General features: G+C 56.5%; 16 protein-coding genes. 9 read left to right on the top strand and 7 right to left on the bottom strand.

From position 1 onward, the window contains the following. Nucleotides 1–24: 24 nt before the first annotated feature. The 7 genes from tpx (at nt 25) to Q8Q08_09000 (ending at nt 11472) form a co-directional block, all read left to right on the top strand. A complete protein-coding gene (gene tpx, locus Q8Q08_09030; GenBank protein MDP2654160.1) occupies nt 25–540 on the top strand; it encodes a thiol peroxidase in 516 nt (171 codons plus the stop codon). A 56-nt stretch (nt 541–596) separates the two neighbouring features. Beyond that, a complete protein-coding gene (locus Q8Q08_09025) occupies nt 597–1226 on the top strand; it encodes a superoxide dismutase (GenBank protein MDP2654159.1) in 630 nt (209 codons plus the stop codon). Between the two features lie 280 nt (nt 1227–1506). Beyond that, on the top strand, nt 1507–4665 hold the full coding sequence (locus Q8Q08_09020; protein ID MDP2654158.1) for a ribonucleoside-diphosphate reductase subunit alpha: 3159 nt from the start codon (nt 1507–1509) through the stop codon (nt 4663–4665). A gap of 48 nt (nt 4666–4713) precedes the next feature. Then, nucleotides 4714–5760, top strand: coding sequence for a ribonucleotide-diphosphate reductase subunit beta (locus Q8Q08_09015; protein ID MDP2654157.1), 1047 nt, complete (start codon nt 4714–4716; stop codon nt 5758–5760). A gap of 120 nt (nt 5761–5880) precedes the next feature. Further along, complete coding sequence (locus tag Q8Q08_09010) at nt 5881–7824, top strand: hypothetical protein (protein MDP2654156.1); 1944 nt, start codon at nt 5881–5883, stop codon at nt 7822–7824. Between the two features lie 114 nt (nt 7825–7938). Continuing rightward, a complete protein-coding gene (locus tag Q8Q08_09005; protein MDP2654155.1) occupies nt 7939–8322 on the top strand; it encodes a hypothetical protein in 384 nt (127 codons plus the stop codon). 69 nt (nt 8323–8391) lie between these two features. Continuing rightward, a complete protein-coding gene (locus tag Q8Q08_09000; protein MDP2654154.1) occupies nt 8392–11472 on the top strand; it encodes a hypothetical protein in 3081 nt (1026 codons plus the stop codon). A 9-nt stretch (nt 11473–11481) separates the two neighbouring features. On the opposite strand, the gene ilvN is transcribed toward Q8Q08_09000, so the two are convergent. Further along, a complete protein-coding gene (ilvN, locus tag Q8Q08_08995; protein MDP2654153.1) occupies nt 11482–11991 on the bottom strand; it encodes an acetolactate synthase small subunit in 510 nt (169 codons plus the stop codon). Between the two features lie 4 nt (nt 11992–11995). Next, nucleotides 11996–13726, bottom strand: a complete 1731-nt coding sequence (gene ilvB / locus Q8Q08_08990; protein ID MDP2654152.1) for a biosynthetic-type acetolactate synthase large subunit — start codon at nt 13724–13726, stop codon at nt 11996–11998. 179 nt (nt 13727–13905) lie between these two features. Between ilvB and Q8Q08_08985 the strand changes: the two genes are divergently transcribed. Both Q8Q08_08985 and Q8Q08_08980 read left to right on the top strand, forming a co-directional pair. Beyond that, complete coding sequence (locus Q8Q08_08985) at nt 13906–14934, top strand: hypothetical protein (GenBank protein ID MDP2654151.1); 1029 nt, start codon at nt 13906–13908, stop codon at nt 14932–14934. A gap of 2 nt (nt 14935–14936) precedes the next feature. Continuing rightward, the gene (locus tag Q8Q08_08980) at nt 14937–16268 is read left to right on the top strand and encodes a P-loop NTPase (GenBank protein ID MDP2654150.1); all 1332 of its coding nucleotides are present in this window, start codon (nt 14937–14939) and stop codon (nt 16266–16268) included. Between the two features lie 149 nt (nt 16269–16417). Here the strand turns inward: Q8Q08_08980 and grxD are convergent, their stop codons facing one another. Genes grxD through gshA form a run of 5 tightly spaced genes read right to left on the bottom strand, consistent with a single transcriptional unit; the run spans nt 16418 to nt 19522 of the window. Then, entirely contained in the window at nt 16418–16735 is a 318-nt protein-coding gene (grxD, locus tag Q8Q08_08975; GenBank protein ID MDP2654149.1) for a Grx4 family monothiol glutaredoxin, read from the bottom strand. A 27-nt stretch (nt 16736–16762) separates the two neighbouring features. Next, the gene (locus Q8Q08_08970; protein MDP2654148.1) at nt 16763–17038 is read right to left on the bottom strand and encodes a BolA/IbaG family iron-sulfur metabolism protein; all 276 of its coding nucleotides are present in this window, start codon (nt 17036–17038) and stop codon (nt 16763–16765) included. Nucleotides 17039–17041: 3 nt separating this feature from the next. Next, nucleotides 17042–17281: a glutathione S-transferase N-terminal domain-containing protein gene (locus Q8Q08_08965; GenBank protein MDP2654147.1), complete on the bottom strand. Its 240-nt coding sequence runs from the start codon at nt 17279–17281 to the stop codon at nt 17042–17044. Nucleotides 17282–17291: 10 nt separating this feature from the next. After that, nucleotides 17292–18242, bottom strand: coding sequence for a glutathione synthase (gene gshB, locus Q8Q08_08960; protein ID MDP2654146.1), 951 nt, complete (start codon nt 18240–18242; stop codon nt 17292–17294). After that, complete coding sequence (gshA, locus tag Q8Q08_08955) at nt 18239–19522, bottom strand: glutamate--cysteine ligase (protein MDP2654145.1); 1284 nt, start codon at nt 19520–19522, stop codon at nt 18239–18241. Before gshA ends, gshB begins: the two co-directional genes overlap by 4 nt. Between the last annotated feature and the right edge of the window lie 28 nt (nt 19523–19550).

Below are 19550 nucleotides of genomic sequence, written 5' to 3'. Positions count from 1 at the left end.
CCCTGACATGGAAAGGAGCTCATCATGAAGGAACGACCGGGTCTCGTGACCCTTAAAGGCAACCCCATGATCCTGCTCGGCAACGAAATCAAGGCCGGAGAGCCGGCGCCGGACTGCACCCTGACCACTAACGATCTGTCCGAGGTCAAGTTGTCTTCGTTTAAAGGAAAAACCTGCATCATCAGCGCTGTCCCGTCTCTGGACACGCCGATCTGCGACCTGCAGACCAAACGCTTCAACCAGGAAGCGGCCCAACTTGGAGACGACGTGATCATCCTGACCGTGAGCATGGACCTGCCGTTCGCCCAAAAACGCTGGTGCGGGGCCACCGGATGCGATAAAGTCAAAACGCTTTCCGATTACCGGTACGCTTCATTTGGCGAGGCGTTCGGCGTGCTGATCAAGGGCCTGCGTCTGCTGGCCCGTTCCGTTTTTGTGCTCGACAAGGACGGCAAGGTCCAGTACATCCAACTCGTCAAGGAAGTCGCGACAGAACCGAATTACGACGAAGTCCTCGCCGCCGTCAAAAAGCTCCCATAACGACCATCAACGCTTCTCCCTTAAACGGGTGAAGATTATTGAGGAGGGAACAAAGTATGGCCTTTACGTTACCGAATCTTCCGTATCCGCATAACGCCCTGGAACCGTACATCGATACCAAGACCATGGAGATCCACCACGGCAAGCATCACAACGCCTACGTCACCAATTTAAACAACGCCGTCGCCGGCAAGGCGGACCTCGAATCAAAATCCCTGGAAGACCTTGTCCGCAACATCAACGCCGTTCCGGCCGACATCCGCGGGGCCGTGCGTAACAACGGCGGCGGGCATCTCAACCATTCGATGTTCTGGACCCTGCTCGCTCCGGCCGGCAAAGGGGGCGGAGGGACACCGGAGGGCGCGCTCGCCGAGGCCGTCAACCGGGACTTCGGCGGCTTCGACGCCTTTAAAGAACAGTTCGCCAAGGCTGCCGTCGGGCGTTTCGGCAGCGGCTGGGCCTGGCTGTGCGCCAGCGGCGGGAAACTCACCATCGGATCCACTCCCAACCAGGACAATCCGGTCATGGACGTTTCGGATTTCAAGGGGACACCGATCCTCGGACTGGACGTCTGGGAGCACGCCTATTATCTGCATTACCAGAACCGCAGGCCGGATTATATCGCGGCCTTTTGGAATGTGGTCAACTGGAGCGCTGTGGCCAAACGCTTCGCCGATGCAAAATGAAAATGCCCTTCCAAACAATTATTAAAAAATAAATCACCGGTCCCATCCGGCCGGCCAGGCCGGGTGGGACACCCGTCGACAAAACCAGACAAAGTAAAATTCTCCAAAATCAAAATCAAGCCTTGACAAAACCTGTCTCAATTAATACTATATATTGTGTGTCAAAATTAATCTCTACCATATTTAGTATGATTAAACAGCTTTTTAGCCCATGTCCTGTTTTCGGCCCCCAATACGATCAACTCCAAAACCTCAACCTGTTTGCAAGGAGGAAGGCGTAATGTCGCACGAGACCCCCGTCGTCGGCACCGGCATGAAAGTCCAGAAACGCAACGGCCAGGTGGTGGCATTCAACGTGACCCGCATCTCCAACGCCATCGGCAACGCGTTTAAACAATTCAACGGCCTTCCCCGGGAAGCCGCCTTGCCGGCCGCGGCTGCCCAAGAGGCGGAGATGGTCACACAAAAAGTTTTATCGGTTCTTAAGGAACGGGCAGCGGCGCAAAATATCCTCACGGTTGAGAACATCCAGGACGAAGTCATCCGCCAGCTCTATGAAAACGGGTACAAACAGGCGGCTTCTCTTTATAGCGAATACCGCAAACAACACGCGGCCCGCCGCTCACTGTTTGAGTTGTACACTACGATCAAACGGGACGGAAGGGTGGTTTCCTTCAAACCGGAAAAAATCACCATGGCCATCGCCAAGGCCCTGCGTGCCCACAACGGGGGAGACTGGACGGAACCGCTTGTCCAGAAATCCCAAGACCTGACCGAGATGGTCCTGGCCGACATCCGCAAACAATGGCCCGAAGGCAAAGCCATCCACATCGAGGAGATCCAGGACCTGGTCGAAAAAAACCTCATGGCCGGCGGACTGCATGATGTGGCCAAAAGATATATTCTGTATCGCGAAGACCGCGCCAAAAGCCGGCAGACCTCAGCCCCTGGCCTCGATGTCTCCCTGGAATGGGTCAAAAGCATCCGCCTCAAGGCCTCCGGCCAAGAGGAAAAACCCTTTGACCTCAATGCCCTGCACTTCCGGATGGAAACATGCTGCGCCGGCCTGGAAGGCGTTTCGTCGGAAAACATCCTCACCGAGGCCGTCAAAAACTACTTCAACGGGATGACTGAAGAGCAGCTCGCCATGGCCAACATCATGGCCGCCCGGACCTGCATTGAAGTCGAGCCGAACTACAGCTTCACGGCCGCACGCCTGCTGCTTTTGAAGGAATACCGCGAGACCATCGGCCATGACGTCAGTTTCGAAGGAATCAAGACCGAATACGCGACGTATTTTCCCCAGTTCATCAAAAAGGCCGTCGATCTGGAGCTCCTCAACCCGGACCTTCTCGGCTTTGACCTGCAATATCTGGGAAATAAACTGGACGCCAAAAGGGATTTCAAATTCCGCTACATGGGACTCCAGACGTTGTATGACCGGTATTTCCTGCACTGGGACGGGCGCCGCCTGGAACTGCCGCAGGTCTTCTGGATGCGCGTGGCCATGGGGCTTGCCAAAAATGAAGGGGCCCAGAAAAACGAAAGGGCCGTTGAATTTTACAATGTCCTTTCGACCTTCCGCTTCACGTCTTCGACCCCGACGCTGTTCAACTCCGGTACGCGCCATTCCCAACTCTCGTCCTGCTTCCTCACAACCGTGGACGACGATCTTTTTCACATTTTCAAATGCGTCCAGGACGACGCCATGCTGTCCAAATGGAGCGGCGGGCTCGGCAACGACTGGACCAACATCCGCGCCATGGGCGCCCGGATCAAAGGGACCAACGGCCGCAGCCAGGGCATCATCCCGTTCTTGAAAGTCGCCAATGACACCGCCCTGGCCGTCAATCAAGGCGGAAAACGTCAAGGAGCCATGTGCGCGTATCTGGAAATTTGGCACCTCGATGTCGAGGAATTCCTCGAACTGCGCAAAAACACGGGGGATGAGCGCCGCCGCACCCACGACATGCACACGGCCAACTGGATCCCGGACCTCTTCATGAAACGGGTCAAAAATAACGGCGACTGGACCCTGTTCAGCCCCAACGAGACGCCGGATCTGCACCACATTTTCGGCCAGGCCTTTGAAAAACGGTACGAAGAATACGAGGCCCTGGCACGGGAAGGGAAGATGCGGCAATTCAAGACCATGCCGGCGGTCCAACTTTGGCGAAAAATGCTCAGCATGCTGTTCGAAACCGGGCATCCCTGGATGACCTGGAAGGACCCGTCCAACATCCGCTCTCCGCAGGACCACGTCGGGGTCGTGCACAGCTCAAACCTCTGCACGGAAATCCTCCTGAACACGTCCAAGGAGGAGACCGCCGTCTGCAACCTCGGATCCCTGAACCTGGCCGCCCACACAACGCCCCAGGGGATCGACCACAACAAACTGCGGGAAACCATCCGCACCGCGGTGCGAATGCTGGACAACGTCATCGACATCAACTTTTACCCCACCGTCGAAGCCAAAACCGCCAATCAGCGCCACCGCCCGGTCGGCCTGGGGCTGATGGCGTTCCAGGACGCGCTCTTTATCCAAAACTTCAGCTATGCTTCGCAGGAAGCCGTTCAATTCGCCGATGAATCCATGGAAGCTATTTCGTATTACGCGATTCTGGCCTCCATTGAGCTGGCCCAAGAGCGGGGGACGTACTCCTCCTACACCGGATCCAAATGGGACAGGGGGATGCTGCCGATCGACACTCTGGACCTTCTGGAACGGGAACGGGGCGGGTATCTGACCGCGGACCGGTCCTTCAAGATGGACTGGGCCCGGATCCGTGAGGAACTCATCAAGCACGGGATCCGCAACAGCAATATCATGGCCATCGCGCCGACCGCGACCATTGCGAACATCATCGGCGTGACCGCCTCTGTCGAGCCGATCTTCAAGAACATCTTCGTTAAAAGCAACCTCTCCGGGGAGTTCACGGTCGTCAACGAATACCTGGTGGAAGACCTCAAAAAAGCGGGGCTCTGGGACCAGGAGATGCTCAACGACCTCAAATACTTCGACGGGAGCATCCAGGAGATCGAACGGATCCCCGAAGAGATCAAACGCAAATACGCCACGGCCTTTGAGATCGAATACGAGTGGATGATCGAGTCCGCCAGCCGGCGCCAAAAGTGGATCGACATGGGGCAATCGCTCAACCTGTACCAGGCCAAGCCAAGCGGGCAGAAGGTCAACGACATGTATATGCTCGCGTGGGAGAAGGGGCTCAAGACCACCTATTACCTGCGGTCCATGGGCGCCACCCGCATCGAAAAAAGCACGCTCGACATCACCGACAAAAAATATATCAACAACATCATCGGCGGACGCCGCCAGGACGACCCCAAGCCGCAGCCCGCGGCCACAACAGCCGCTCCGGCCGCCGCGACGAAACCGGAAGCCGCCGGGTCCAAAGAAGACTGCGAGGCCTGCCAATAACCGGCGGGCGCGATAACCACCGTTTAATTTTTAACCAGGAGCTGTCCCATGGCGCAAGAATGTATCCGTATGACGCGCGAACGCGTCACCGCCGACAACAAAAAGGTCCTCAACAACGACCGGACCGTCGACGTCAACCAGCTGGTCCCGATCAAGTACAAATGGGCCTGGCAGTTTTACCTCGACGGCTGTTCCAACCACTGGATGCCCACCGAAGTCTCCATGCAAAGGGACATCGAGCAGTGGAAAGACCCGGCGTTTTTCACCAAGGATGAGCGACACCTGATCAAGCGGGTCCTCGGCTTTTTCTCCACGGCCGAGACCCTGGTCGGAAACAACATCGTGCTTTCGATCTACAAGATCGTGGACAATCCCGAATGCCGCCAGTATCTCCTGCGCCAGGCGTTCGAAGAGGCCATCCATGTCCACGCCTTCCAGTACATCGTGGAATCCCTGTCCCTGGACGAAGCGGAGATCTTCAACATGTACCGCGAGAACAAAGAGATCTACGAAAAAGACGAATTCTCGATGAGCTGCACGGACGGGATCATCGACGCCAACGTGGACACCCGGAGCGCGGCCGGCCTCCAGAAATTCATCGACAACTTAGTGGGATTTTACGTGGTAACGGAAGGGATCTTCTTTTACAGCGGATTTGTCAGCATGTTGTCCTTCGGCCGCCAGAACCGGATGCCCGGGACCTGCGAGCAGATCCAGTACATCCTCCGTGATGAAAGCGTGCACATGAACTTCGGGATCGAGCTCATCAACGCGATCATCGATGAGAACCCGGCGGCATGGACGCAGGAATTCAAGGATTACATCATCACCCGCATCAAAAAAGCCGTTGAGCTGGAATGCAATTACGCCCAGGAATGCCTGCCCAACGGCGTCCTGGGACTCAACGTCCCGCAGCTCCGGGAATATGTCCAGTACATCGCGGACCGGCGGCTGGAGAGACTCCGGCTCCCCAAGCTGTACGGCTCCGCCAATCCGTTCCCCTGGATGAGCGAGGTCATCGACCTCAAGAAGGAAAAGAACTTCTTCGAGACCCGCGTGACCGAATACCAAACCGGCGGCGCGCTGGAGTGGTAAGGGCGTTGAGACAAGAAGGATAGCTTCAAAAAGTCTCATAAAACCCCCCGGTGAATCCCCCCGGGGGTTTTTCTATTTTCAGGACTATGAACCAGTCACAGCTGGTATAATAAAATTCCTATGAAAAAAGAGAACGTCCTGCTTGCCCTGCTGTCGTTTCTTTTCCTGGTCCAAATTTCTCTCTTTCTTTATGTCAATACCCTGCCGATCCTTTACCAACAGGGGGAGATGATCTGGCAGAACATCTTCTGGTCCCTTGACCCCGGTCAAACCCAACCCGCGTATCACACCGGCGTCACCAAAAATGATTTCGCGAAAATCTTCATGCCCTCCCAGATCGACTATCTGGGATTCCGACTGCGCCATGTTTCCTACCTTGCAGACATGCTGGGATTCAAATTCTGGCAATTCCTGGGGGTCGCGACATTCCATAACTACACGCACAGCCTGATCCATCTTCTGAACACCATCCTGCTGGGGCTCACGGTTGTCCGCCTGACCGGCAGCCGGCTGACCGGATATCTGGCCGCCTGCTTTTTCCTCAACTCTGCCACGGCCATTTCGACCCTGCTGTTCCCGTTCCGCAGCGCCAAACTGGTCGTGGTCACGGGATTCCTGCTCAGCTGCCTTTGGATCGCGACACAGAAGGGAAGATGGCGCCTAAAGGACACGGTCATCCTCGCAGGGCTGCTGGTTCTCACGGTTCTCTCCGATGAAACATCCGTCTTTCTGTTGCCGGCCGTGTTTGGGCTGGCTGTCTTAAAATCCCCGGAGAAAACAACCTGGCGCAATCCGGCCCTCCCGGCTTTTTGGGCGGCCGGCGGGATTTGCGCCTTGCTCCTGGGGACAACCCTGATGATGTCCCGCAAGGCCCATGACCCTCTGGGGTCCGTGGGATATCTGGGGGACCTTCTGCGGACATACCTGGGATACTTTTCCCACGCGGCCATCCTGACAGACACCTTCCAGGCGGCAGGGCTGTTTTTTCTCAGGCGCAATTTGGGATACTGGGATGCGTCGGCCTGGGGCCTCCTGGCCGGGGCCGCGAGCCTCATCCTCGCATATGTCCTGTTGCGCATCCGGGCCGATCAGGCCTCACGGAACATTGCGGTTCTTCTGCTCGCCGTTATTTTGATCAAGGCGTTATTTCTGCCGCATCCCAGCGGCCTGCATGAATACATCATGCCTCCCGGAGCGGTCTTCCCAAGCCTTCTGTTTTTCAGCCATTATTATCCTTACCCCGACATTGCGTTGCTGGCCATGGCGCTCGGGTTGCTGTCGGCCAAGGCCTTACAAAAAAACAGGAATATCTTTCTGGTCCTCCTGACCGCCGTCACTTGTATCGGGATGTCGAACGTCAGCCATTCGGGAGAAGGGGTCACGGACGCCATTCGGTTCCACCAGGATTACTGGATTCCCGCCAAAACCGGCCGCACGATCCTGGATGCCCGAAAACGCCTGGACCGCCGGAGGCAGGAGGGAGCGGTTTATCTTTCGTTTCCCAGCGGTTCCTCCGAATATTTCACGCGGTACACCTTCGACCCGGCGCAGGGGATGGCGTCCTCGTACCCCGAAGAATACCGTGCCGGCATTGACCCTTCGTTCCGCGATTATGCCAGCATCCTGCCGGTGATGTATCTCCGGGCCATTGAAAAAGGGACAGCCGTCATCTCGCTCAAAAACGCCGGGCCTGAAAAAATACCATCCGGCAACGAAATGGAGCAGGCGCGCTTTTTCCTGGATGTGCCGACGGGGCATTTCTTCGACCTGGCGGATTGCGGATGGGAAGCAAGAGGCTCCCGTCCCGCGAGAACAATCCGCGCGGATTCAGGGGAAGAGATTATCATTCCGGACGAAAGCATGAAAATCATTATTTTTGTCAAAGGGCCTGCCGATGTATTGTTGAGGTCCGCAGGGCGTATCTCCTTGTTCAGACAAACTTATGGGAACTCATTTCAAATGTTCCGGCTGCACACCCCCGTCTCGCCGTTTCCAAGATCCCTGCGACTGACGCCTAGAGGGAAGAGCGCCGAAGTGGTCGGGCCTTGCGTACCCCGTCAATAAACTTGAATATCCGGCGCTGTTTCAGTATACTTAGGACGCATCGAAACTTTTCCAGCACATCGCAACCCAAACGAGGGAACAATGCCCTGCTCCGACAGTTCCTCAGGCATCAACATGAAACTGGACTCTTTCGAGAGGTTCGTCTCGTTTGATTTCGCCAAGATCACCTGCGGCCGCGAGATCACCGCACAGTCCGGATTTTCCAAGTATTGCGCGGGCCGGGACCTGGCAGACATTCTGGATATCCCCTTCATCACCGTTGCCCGGGACCTAGAGATCCGGGACGAAGAGGCCCAGTTCATTCTCTATCTGGAATGGGACGCCCTCCGGGCCGCCGCCGCCCAGTATCTGGGAGCTGACCGCGAAGGGATCGACCGGAACCGGTGCCTGATCAGTTCCATCGAGCACACCGCCGAGGGAGTGGAAGTCGCCCTGGTCATCCTTCCACCGAATGAGATGCCAAAGATCCTGCCTTGCAGTCTCGGTAAGGCCTCTTAAGATTTCCCTTGTCCTTCCTTGATTAGACTATCTGCGCCGGTGTATACTTTCCTTTAGATATATATCCCTATGATTATTCTTTATACTCCATCCCGCTCCGTGTCCCTTGTCCGTCTGTTATCCTGCATTCTCTTTTTCTCCGGACTCCTCCTCACAGGACCGGCAAAAGCGGAAGGGGAGGAACAGCAGCTCACGCTCCCGGCCGGCGGGCAGATGGTTTCTGTCAGCCCGGCCCAGACGCCGCCTCTCCTCAAAGCCGTTGTCATCGACCCCAAAGATCCGTTCAAGCTGGATTTCATCATTGACAGGGGCGATGTTCCGCTGGAAGGCGCGGCCCTCGAAGAGGAATCCCGCAAGCTCATCAAATATTTCTTGGCCGCCCTGACCGTCCCGGAGGACGAACTGTGGGTCAACCTTTCGCCTTACGAGGACGACAAGATCATCCCGGAGATGTTCGGGCAAACCGAGATGGGGAGGGACCTCCTCTCCCAGGATTACCTGCTCAAACAGCTCACCGCCTCCATGATCTATCCGGAAAGCGCGCTGGGGAAAAATTTCTGGAAGCAGGTCTACGCCAAGGCCCAGGAAAAATTCGGGACCACCCGCATCCCCATCAACACATTCAACAAGGTATGGATCATTCCCGACACCGCCGAAGTGTATGAGCACCGGAACACGGCTTACGTCCTGGACAACCGCCTGAAGGTCATGCTGGAAGGGGACTACCTGGCCCGCGACAACAACCTCGACAACCCCTATACGGGGACGGGGCAACTGTCCCGAGGTGAGGTCACCGAAGCTTCCGATCTGTCCTCCCAGATCGTCAAGGACATCATCCTGCCCGAGCTCGAGAAAGAAGTGAACCAGGGACAAAATTTCGCCAATCTCCGGCAGGTCTATCATTCCCTGATCCTGGCCGCCTGGTTCAAAAAAAGGCTCAAGGAAAGCGTGCTCGGAGCGGTTTATGTGGACCGCAACAAAATCGCGGGAGTCGAGACCGAAGACACGGACGCCAAAGACAGGATTTACGCGCAATACCTGCGGGCCTACCAGGAGGGCGTCTTTCATTATGTCCGGGATGACGTCGAATCCGCCGGGCAGGAGCCGATTCCCCGAAAATATTATTCCGGCGGTTTCATCGCCAGGGATCTTTCCGCGCAAAAACTGCGGATCAAAGACAATTCCATGCTGACCCCCAAGGACAGGGGGAATCTCAATGAAAGCCAACGCCAGGCACCCCAGCGGCTCTCCCGTGTCAGCGTTCGGCTGGAAGGCCGCAGGGCCCTGGCCCAGCCGCCGCGCCCGCCCCAGACAGAAGCGGAACGGGAAGCGCTGTTCAATGAAATTTTCACTCCCCTAAACGGCGCGAGCCTGACGGTGCGAAAGATCTCGCCGGACGAGACCGAACCGGTCTTTCGCCTGGAGAGGGAGATCGATGAATTCACGTCCCTGGAAACGACCGCGCGGACCCAGCTATTTCAAATCTTTGATGCACGGACCAACGAACGGGCCGGATATTTTGAGGTGTCGTCCAATTGGCTGGAAAGGGGGGACCGGGACCTTGTCGTAAAAATTGAAATGTCCGCCGTCAGTCCCGCATACGAAAATCGCGGCCTCTACACGGCCTTCCTGCGCTCAATCAACGACCGCATGCCCGAAGGATTCCACCTGACATCCGAGATCGTCAACAATGATACGTTGTTGGGAATCGCCAAAGCGGTCATCCACCGGGGCCAATACGACGACCGATTCTATCAACTGCCCGAGTTCCAGAACAACCCCCAGGCCATTGTCACAACCGGCAAACTGACAAATATTATGATGGAGATCGAAAGGCAGGAATCCATCTGGGACACGGACCGGTTTATCGCGATCAAAGACACGCTCAGACAATACCTTTATCAATACCAGGAACTCGCCCAGAGAGACCGGTCCCTGCCCAGCCTCACAGAAATTGCCAACCAGCCCATGCCCGGGAACGATAAATTCCCCAAGCACATCCAGGTGAGGCAGAACGCGGGTTTCCGCGACCATCAGATCCTTGTCCAGCGTTTCAGCCCGACCAATCATGTCGTCCGAATGGACAGCGTGGCCACGGGTTCCGCGGAACCCGTCCGGGCCGGCGTTCTCCCGGACCGGGAGGAAAGGAGAGCCACCCTGATGAATCTGGCCGCAAGTCTGCAACAGGCGGCCCTCCCGGCCGCCGATGCCCGGCCGGAAGACCGCGACCGGGAATATAAATTTTCCATGGATCCCCTGACGGCCGAAACAACCGCGCCTTCTTACCGCGTTCGCATCCTCGGCGCCCAATCCAACTCCGATGCCGGCTCTATCGATATCAAGGCCAACCTCGCATCCCGTGGCCGGCAAAACTTTGAATTCGTCCTGGACTTCATCCGCATCAATCCCGACCATCAGCGCCGCGGGATCATGACAGGGTTTTTGTCCCTTGTCAGAAGGCAGCTCCCCGCCGGGGCAGTTGTCAAGGGGGAAATCGTGAACGTCCCCACCTTGACCGAGCTGGCCAAATTTGTTGCGCAACAGGGCGATCTTGACGGCCGCATGGCCGGGCTTCCCGCTTTCCAACGGGCCGGCGTCGCGCCCGTCACCCGCAACGAAGCGCAACAGATCATCGCCAATTTCGAAAGCAACACATTCCCCAGCGTCCAGGCCCAAATCGACGCCAATATGCAGCTCCGCCAATTCCTCTTCCAATATCAGGAAGTGGCCAAAACCGACGACCGGCTTCCAGCACTCACACAAAAATATCCGGAGACCGTTTTTGGCAAATCACTGGCCCGGTCCGGTTACGAAAGCAACCAAATGTACCTGGAGTGGCAAAGAGAAAAAAAGTTTTTCCTGCTGAAATTCCGCAGCACCGTTCCGCAGCAGACCGCCATGGCTGAAGGAGAGAAGGGCGGGATCGACCTGAACCCGGCCTTACTGGACTTGAAAATCCGCTATGACGAAAGAGGGGTTCCCTTGACGATCTCCGCGAAAGACCTGCAGGAGAAAATTCCGATGGAGGGATTGGCGCCTGTGATCCTAAAAGTCACGCCTGTAACAGACCTGCCGGGCGTGATCGGAATCAGCGCGGGAGAAACAGAGAAGCAAGAGAAGATTGGATTGCTGCGGATGAATTGGAATTGATCCTGCCGTTTACGTGGTTTCCTTGCCTTTGGCCACCAGAAGTTTACCCGACCGCACCTTTTCCAAAATCGTATAATTCTTCACAAGGTTCTCGAACTCATCGAGCTCTTCAGTCGTTCCGCTCTGGGCAATGACCAGGGTGTTCTCCGTCGCATCCACGATCTTGGCATGGAACTTCTTGCAGTGCCGGGCCACGGCGGTCTTGGCCGCCGGAGTGGCTTTGACCTTGAGAAGAGCCAATTCGCGGTCCACGGAAAGAGAAGTATCGTGCTCGCTCGCGTGCAGGACATCCACGAGCTTGTTCAAGTTCCGGATGATCTGCTCCAAAATGCCCGGGTCGCCCTTGGCTGTGATGGTCATCCGGGAAAATTTCGGGTTGATGGAAGGGGAGACCACCAGCGAATCGATGTTATACGCGCGGCGGGCGAACACAAGGGCCACGCGCACAAGGACGCCGGGCTTATTGGCCACCATCATGCTGATGATGTGAGTTTCTGCTGTCGGGGGTAACGGGTTCATCGCGTTAAGTGCTTCCTGTCGGTTTCTCAAGTTTTGTGGTCGGCGGCTCGATGATCATGTGGTGCGCCGATTTCCCGGCCGGGACCATGGGGAACACGTTGCCTTCCTTGATGACTTCCGCATGGATCACGCAGGGGCCCGGATAACTCATGGCGTCCGCCATGACTTTTTCGCAATCTTTGACATTGTCGATGTGAAAGCCCTTGATCCGGTAAGCTTCCGCCAGCTTCACGAAATCCGGGTTACCTTCCAGATCCACTCCGGAAAGCCGGTTTTCGAAAAAGAGCTCCTGCCACTGACGCACCATGCCCAGATATTTATTATCGATGATCAGGACCTTCACGGGAAGTTTGTGGATGTAAGCGGTCGCCAGCTCTGAAAGCGTCATCTGAAACCCGCCGTCGCCCACGATGGCCACGACCAGATCCTTCGGCTTGCCGAACTGCGCGCCGACAGCGGCAGGGAAACCGAAGCCCATGGTTCCGGCACCTCCGGAGGAAATCCAGTAATCCGGATAATCCGAAAGATAAAATTGCGCGGCCCACATCTGGTGCTGGCCCACGTCCGTTGTCACCAGGGCTTTGCCCTTGGTCACCTTGAAACAGGTGTCAATCACATACTGGGCCGTCAGCCCCTTTTCGGTGCCGTATTTGAGAGGAAACTGTTTACGGTAATAATCCAATTCCTTCAGCCATTCGGCGGTGTCCAGCGGCTCGACAAGTTTCACCAGTTCTTCGGCCACGAAACGGGCGTCTCCGACCACGTGTACGTCGGGCCTCACAATTTTATTGATCTCGGCCTGGTCAATGTCCACGTGCAGTTTCTTCGCGTTGATGCAGAATTCCGCATTGTTGCCGTTGATGCGGTCATCCCAGCGGGAGCCCAAGGAGCAGATGAGATCGCAATTGATCAGGGCCTTGTTGGCATAAGCGGTCCCGTGCATGCCCAGCATGCCGAGCGACAGGGGGTGGGTTTCCGGAAACGCGCCTTTCCCGAGCAGGGTGTTGGTCACGGGCGCGCGCAATTTTTCCGCCAGTTCCTTGATGGCCTTCCCGGCCCGCGCGATCACGGCGCCGTGGCCAACCAAAAGGAGAGGTTTCTTGGACCCGGCAAAGGCCTTGGCCAGCTTCGCAATGTCCGCCTTGCCCGGCTTGTCATGCACCTTGTATCCCGGGATGTCCATCTCGGGATCAATGCTGTCGCCGGAAAAAGGGCCGGAGGTGATGTCTTTGGGAAGGTCGATCAGCACGGGGCCCGGACGGCCGGTCTGGCAGATGTGCCAGGCCTCCTTGATCACTCTCGGAATGTCATTGGTTTTCTTCACAAGATAACTGTGCTTCACGATCGGCATGGTCACGCCGAAAATGTCCGCTTCCTGAAAAGCGTCCTTGCCGAGCATAGAGGAAATTGTCTGGCCGGAGAGCACGATAAGAGGGACGGAATCCATCATGGCCGTCAGGATGCCTGTGACCGTGTTGGTCGCCCCGGGGCCGCTGGTCACCAGCACCACGCCGGGTTTCCCGGTGGCGCGGGCGTAGCCGTCCGCCATGTGCGTGGCGCCCTGTTCATGGCGCACGAGGATCAGCTTGATCTTGGACCCCACGAGGGCGTCAAAAATCGGGATGGCGGCGCCTCCGGAAAGCCCAAAAATATACTCCACGCCAAAATTCTCCAGGCAGCGGATCAGGGCCTCGGCACCGTTCAATTGCGTTTTAGCTTTGGATTTGGTATTCATAGGGGTTTAAAAATAAAAAAAATTAGAGTTTTAATGGTAACAAAATCATGACGAGAATGCAAGAGATATTTGACCGCCCGGGCCCTATAGCCCGAAAGGATGTCGACTCCATCCATATTCAGCTTGAATTCTGCGTAAAAATCCTCTATGATTGAACAGCATTACAGGAGCACCAAACCATGATCAGCCCCAATACAAACATTCTTCCTCCCAAAAAACAGGCCAAAGCCGTCGGGCTGCTTTCCGGAGGGTTGGACAGCACCCTGGCCGCGCAAGTTGTCCGCGACCTGGGGGTGGAGATCCATGCCGTCTATTTCGCCATGCCCTGGGGCTGCTGTGACAAGACCAAGGCCCAGGAAGCCGCGGAAAAACTGGGGATACGGTTCATCGTCATGCAGCTCGATGAACGGTATCTGGAAATAGTCAAAAACCCCAAGCACGGCTACGGCAGCGCGCTCAATCCCTGCGTGGACTGCCGGATCCATATGTTTTCCCGCGCCGCGCAATATATGCAGGCCATCAACGCGGATTTTATTTTTACCGGGGAGGTCCTCGGACAACGGCCGATGTCCCAGTTGCTGCACAGCATGAAACGCATCGAAGAAGGGACCGGGCTCCAGGGACGGCTGCTGCGCCCGTTGTGCGCCCAGTTGCTGGATCCGACCATCCCTGAGAAGGAAGGACTCATTGATCGCGAGAAATTGCTGAAAATCAACGGCCGGTCCCGCAGGGACCAGATCGAGCTCGCCCGGCGTTATGAGATTTCAGACTACCTCCCGCCTGCCGGCGGATGCCTGTTGACCGACCAAAATTTTGCCAACCGCATGCGCGACGTTTTCCAGCATGGGTACAGGACGTTCCGGGAAACCGTGGCCCTCAAGTGGGGACGCCACTTCCGCATCAGCCCCGAGTACAAGATTGTCCTGGGCCGGGACGAAGAAGAGAACGAGTCGCTGAAACGCTACGCCCATCCCGATGATATTATTATGGAGCTGCCGGACAAGCGGGGGCCGACATTGATCCTCAAGGGACCCCGGCCCTCCGGGGACATCCTCGCCCTGGCGGCCGGGTTCATCCAGGCATTTTCAAAGCACAAAAATTCTCCGCCCGTTGATGTGGAGTACTGGCTGTCCCCCAAACCCGACACTAAAAACCTCATCAAGGCCCGTTCCGTCACCGAACCCATGCTGGAAGAAATGAAAATTTGACCATGCTGACCGAACAGAACATCCTCAAAGCCCTTTCGCAGATCATCGACCCGGATCTTCACAAGGACATCGTCACGCTGGGATTCGTCAGAAATATCGTCATTAACGGGGCGGATCTCTCGTTCGACATCGCCCTCACAACGCCGGCCTGCCCGGTCCGCGCCGAGTTTGAAACGCGGGCCCGGGAAGCCGTCCAGGGCCTCCCCGGGATCAAAAATGTCAAAATCAACATGACGACACTGCCCCGTTCGCAGGCATCCACGGCGCTGCCCCAAGGCCACGGGCTCGAGCAAGTGCGTTCCCTCATCGCCGTTTCCTCCTGCAAAGGCGGGGTGGGGAAGTCCACCGTGACCGCGCAATTCGCGTCCGAGCTGGCCAGGAGAGGATTCCGCGTCGGGATCCTGGACGCCGACATCCATGGCCCGTCCATCCCTGCCCTGTTCGACATCCAGAACCCCCAAATCGAGGTCAACGCGCAAAAACAATTTCTCCCGATTGAGAGGAATAAACTCAAAATCATGTCTTTCGGATTCTTGCTGGGCGACGCGCCGGCGGTGATGCGCGGGCCGATGGTGAGCAACTACATCCAGCAGTTGATCCACAACACGGCGTGGGGAGAACTGGATTATCTATTCCTGGACATGCCGCCGGGAACCGGGGACGTGCAGTTGACCATCACCCAAAACGTGCGCTTGTCCGGCGCCGTGATCGTGACCACCCGCCAGACGCTGTCCCTGATCGACGTCAGCCGCGGGATCCTCATGTTTGAAAAAGTAGACGTGCCGATCCTGGGGATCGTAGAGAATATGGCGTATTTCATCTGTAACCATTGCACCCAGAGGCACGAGATCTTCGGCAACAGCAAGGGAAGGACGCTCTCGGATCGCTTCGGGCTCGCAACCCTGGCGGAGATCCCGATCCTGCCACAGTTCACGCACCCGATCCAGAAGCCGATGGAGAACATGTACATCAGCAACGCCGTGGATGCCATGGTCCGGGCCCTGGGGACGATCTCGGTCCGGCAGAAGCAGTCGCCGGACATCCGGTTCGACCAAAGCGCCATCTCCCTGCGTTGGGCGGACGGGACACAGGACATCTTCTCCAACCGTGACGTGCGCCTGAGCTGCGGCTGCGCGCTCTGCGTCAATGAAATGACCGGGGAAAAAATCCTCAACCCCGAAAGCATCCGGGCGGACATCGCCGCCCTGAAGATCGTCACACTGGGGAACTATGCGATCGGGATCGACTGGAACGACGGGCACTCTTCCGGAATATACCCGTACAAAAATCTCAAATCCCTGCCGCAGGGTTCTGCGGCTTCGCCGCTCAAATAAAAACCAGCCCGTAGCCCCGCAAAACCGCGTGACTCCTTCGCCCAACAAACTTGCGTTTGACCTGTTTCTTCCCGCAATTTGAGGCGCATAAAAAACCCGTTTCCTGAAAATACAGGAAGCGGGTCTTTTATTTTCCAAAAATCTCCGGCTTACTTGGCTTTGCCCAGTAATTTCGCCAGCTCACCGTTCTCGTCCAGCTCGGCCAGGATGTCACAGCCGCCGATGAACTCGCCGTTGATGTAAATCTGGGGAAAGGTCGGCCAGTCCGAATATTCTTTCATGCCCTGACGGATGGCCTCGTCCTCCAGGATATTCACGTCCTTGAAGGCGGTGTCGTGTTTCTGCAGGATGCTCACGGCCCTGGCGGAAAATCCGCACATGGGGGCCGCGGTCTTGCCTTTCATATAAAGGACCACCTTGTTGTTCTTGATGTCCTGGTCAATGCGCTGTTTTAATGCCTCATCCATTCCTGTTCCTCCGGTTTGTTTTCGTTATTAATGATTGAGGGAGGGGAACTGCTTTTTCGATTGTTCCCACTGCTCCGGGGTGAATGTTTTGAGCGCCAGGGCATGAAGCGCCTGGGCCAGGGCTCCCTTGAGCGCTTTCATCACCATCTGGTGCTGGCGGACAAGGGGCATGCCCTCAAAAGCCGGGCTGATCACGATCGCCTGCAGATGCTCTCCATCGCCCATGGGGTCCAGGACGTGCGCCCTGGCCTGGGGCACGGCCCGCTCAATGATGTCTTGGATCTCTTCCGGTCGAACGGCCATCGCTCACTCCTTCCCGTGTTCCTTGAGCCACTGGATGATGTCGTTGGATTCATACATCGCCTTGCCATCAATCACGAGGCAGGGAACCTGGGTCTTGCCGCCGATGCGGCGCAGTTCTTCGCGGTATTCCGGTTTTTCCCCGGTATTTTTAAGCGGGACGGAGATCTTGCACTGCCCCAAAAAATTCAAAACCTTCCGGCTATACGGGCAATGGGTCATATGGTAAAGCGTCAGTTGAGGCATGAAACACTCCTTATTGGTTTTGACGTTCGGAAGCCAGGCGTTCCGCAAACGCGATCACACGGTCTTCCAGATGCTGGGCGGCAAAATGGTTCATTTCCTGCAGGCAGGTTGGGGAGGTGACATTGACCTCGATCAGCTGCCCGCCGATGACGTCAATGCCGACAAAATAAAGCCCCAGCCGCAGCAGTTCGGGCCGCAGGACCCGGATGATCTCTTCATCCTGCTTGTCCACCGAGGCCGGCGCCGCTTTCCCGCCGGAGAAAAAATTGTTCCGGTGGTCATCCTCCGCGTGAACACGGAGAACCGCGCCCAGGGGTTCGCCGTTCAACAGCAGGATCCGCTTGTCGCCCTGCTCGGAGGCTGCGAGATACTTTTGGAGAACAATCTCCCTCGTCCAGGCCACGGTCAAGGTTTCTAAAATCACGTTCACGTTCATTCCGCCGCTCTGGATACGAAACACCGATTTCCCGCCGTGGCCGTCCGTCGGTTTGGCCACGACGTCTTTCTCGGCAGCTATGAACGCCAGAAGCTCGCCCCTGTTCCTCGAAACGACGGTTTTCGGAATGAGGGACGTGAACCGGGTCGCCCAGATTTTCTCGTTGACGGCGCGGATGCCGCCGGGGCTGTTGATGACCGGCACGCAGGCGGGCAGGCGGTCCAGCAGCCAGGTGTTCATCAGGTATTGCGCGTCAAACGGGGGGTCACTGCGGACAAACACCGCGCCGATGTCATCCCCGGAAAACGTCACGGTTTCCCCGCGGATTAACGGCTGCTCCTTGACCGGCTGCGGGGTCACCTTCAGAGCTGAAAATGATACCCGGCCGTCCTTGATCGAAATCCCGCCGTCGCCGACAAAATAAACCTCATGACCCCGGCGGTGGGCGCCCAGCATCAGGGACAAAGAGGTGTCTTTCTCAAAGATCACCGTTTCCAGAGGGTCCATCAGAAAGACAATCTTCATGAGCGTTTCTCCTCGAGTTCGACAATTTCCATCCGCGCGGCAATGCCGGCGATCCTGGCCAAGATCCGATACACGTCAAAAATGTTCATGTCGTGATGCACGCCACAGTCCCCGTACCTGGAAAGGCGGGGACACATCTTTTTGAATTCCATGCCCGGGGAATTCAGGTTTTCCCTCGATCCTTTGGAAGAATGCGTCCGGTAAAACCCGCCGACCAGATTGTTATCGATCTGATAAATCGAAACCTCGCTGACCTGGCTCTCGATGCTGTGGATCGTTTCAACGCCTTCCTGGATCAGGAACCGGGAAATGACCTGCGAACTCTTGCCTTTGTAAAGCTTGTTTTTGTCCTTGCGGTTCAACTTCAGAATATCTTCCGGATGTTCGATCGGCTCGACCCCCATGCCGTACGTCCCGGAATCCGATTTCAGAAAAACGAACGGTTTCTCAACCACGTTGTGCTTTTTATATTTGGCCTCGACCTGCTCAAAGATTTTGGCCGCCGCGTCCGCCAGTTTCTTCCGGTCCTCATCGCTGTTGATGTTGACCCCATCCATGGACGTAAAAAAACAGGAAAAGAGCCAGGGATCCAGATTGACCATACGGGCGAATTCGCGGATCAATTCAGTCATGTGGTGAAAATGGCTGGATTTCTTCCGGGAATGCCATCCAGCGTGGATGGAGGGATAGATCGGGATGTCCGTTTCCCGCAAAATATCGGGGATGCCGGCGCTCAAATCGTTGTTCATGATGATCAGGTCATACCGTTGCTCGCCGGCCTGGATCTTGTTCAGGATCCGTTTGAAACAGAAAATTTTCACTTGTTGTCCGGTGGCCGTCTCCAACTCAACGGCATGAGCGCTTTCGCAGAATTCCGGCTGGACCGTCAAAAAAGTGGCGATCACGGCGTTATACCCGGCGTCCTGGATGATCTTCTGCAGGATACGGATGTGTTCCAAATACCAGACGTTCCGGGTGTGTTCCTCGGCCACAATGAGGATGTCCTTGCCCCCGGGGGCGCGGCGCTCAATGGCCTGCTTGATATATTTGATCGAATCTTCAATGCCGTGCTCGCAGAGGTTGTTAAAACCGGCCGGGAAAAGGTTGGTGTCCACGACGGCGATCTTGAAGCCGGCGTCCCGGATATCCACCGAAGAATAGATCGGCGGCATGAGGGAGCGCTCCAGAGACTGAAGCCACTCGTGCACCGGTTCCTGCTTTGAGCGGATGCACTCGATGCACAGAGACGGCGAAAAATTATGGATCACGGGGTTTGACATCTTTCAGGGCCTTTTAAAAACGAAGATA

The sequence above is a fragment of the Candidatus Omnitrophota bacterium genome (assembly GCA_030688425.1).
Lineage (GTDB): Bacteria > Omnitrophota > Gorgyraeia > Zapsychrales > JANLHA01 > JAUYIB01.
This window is presented reverse-complemented; position numbering and strand designations above follow the sequence as displayed.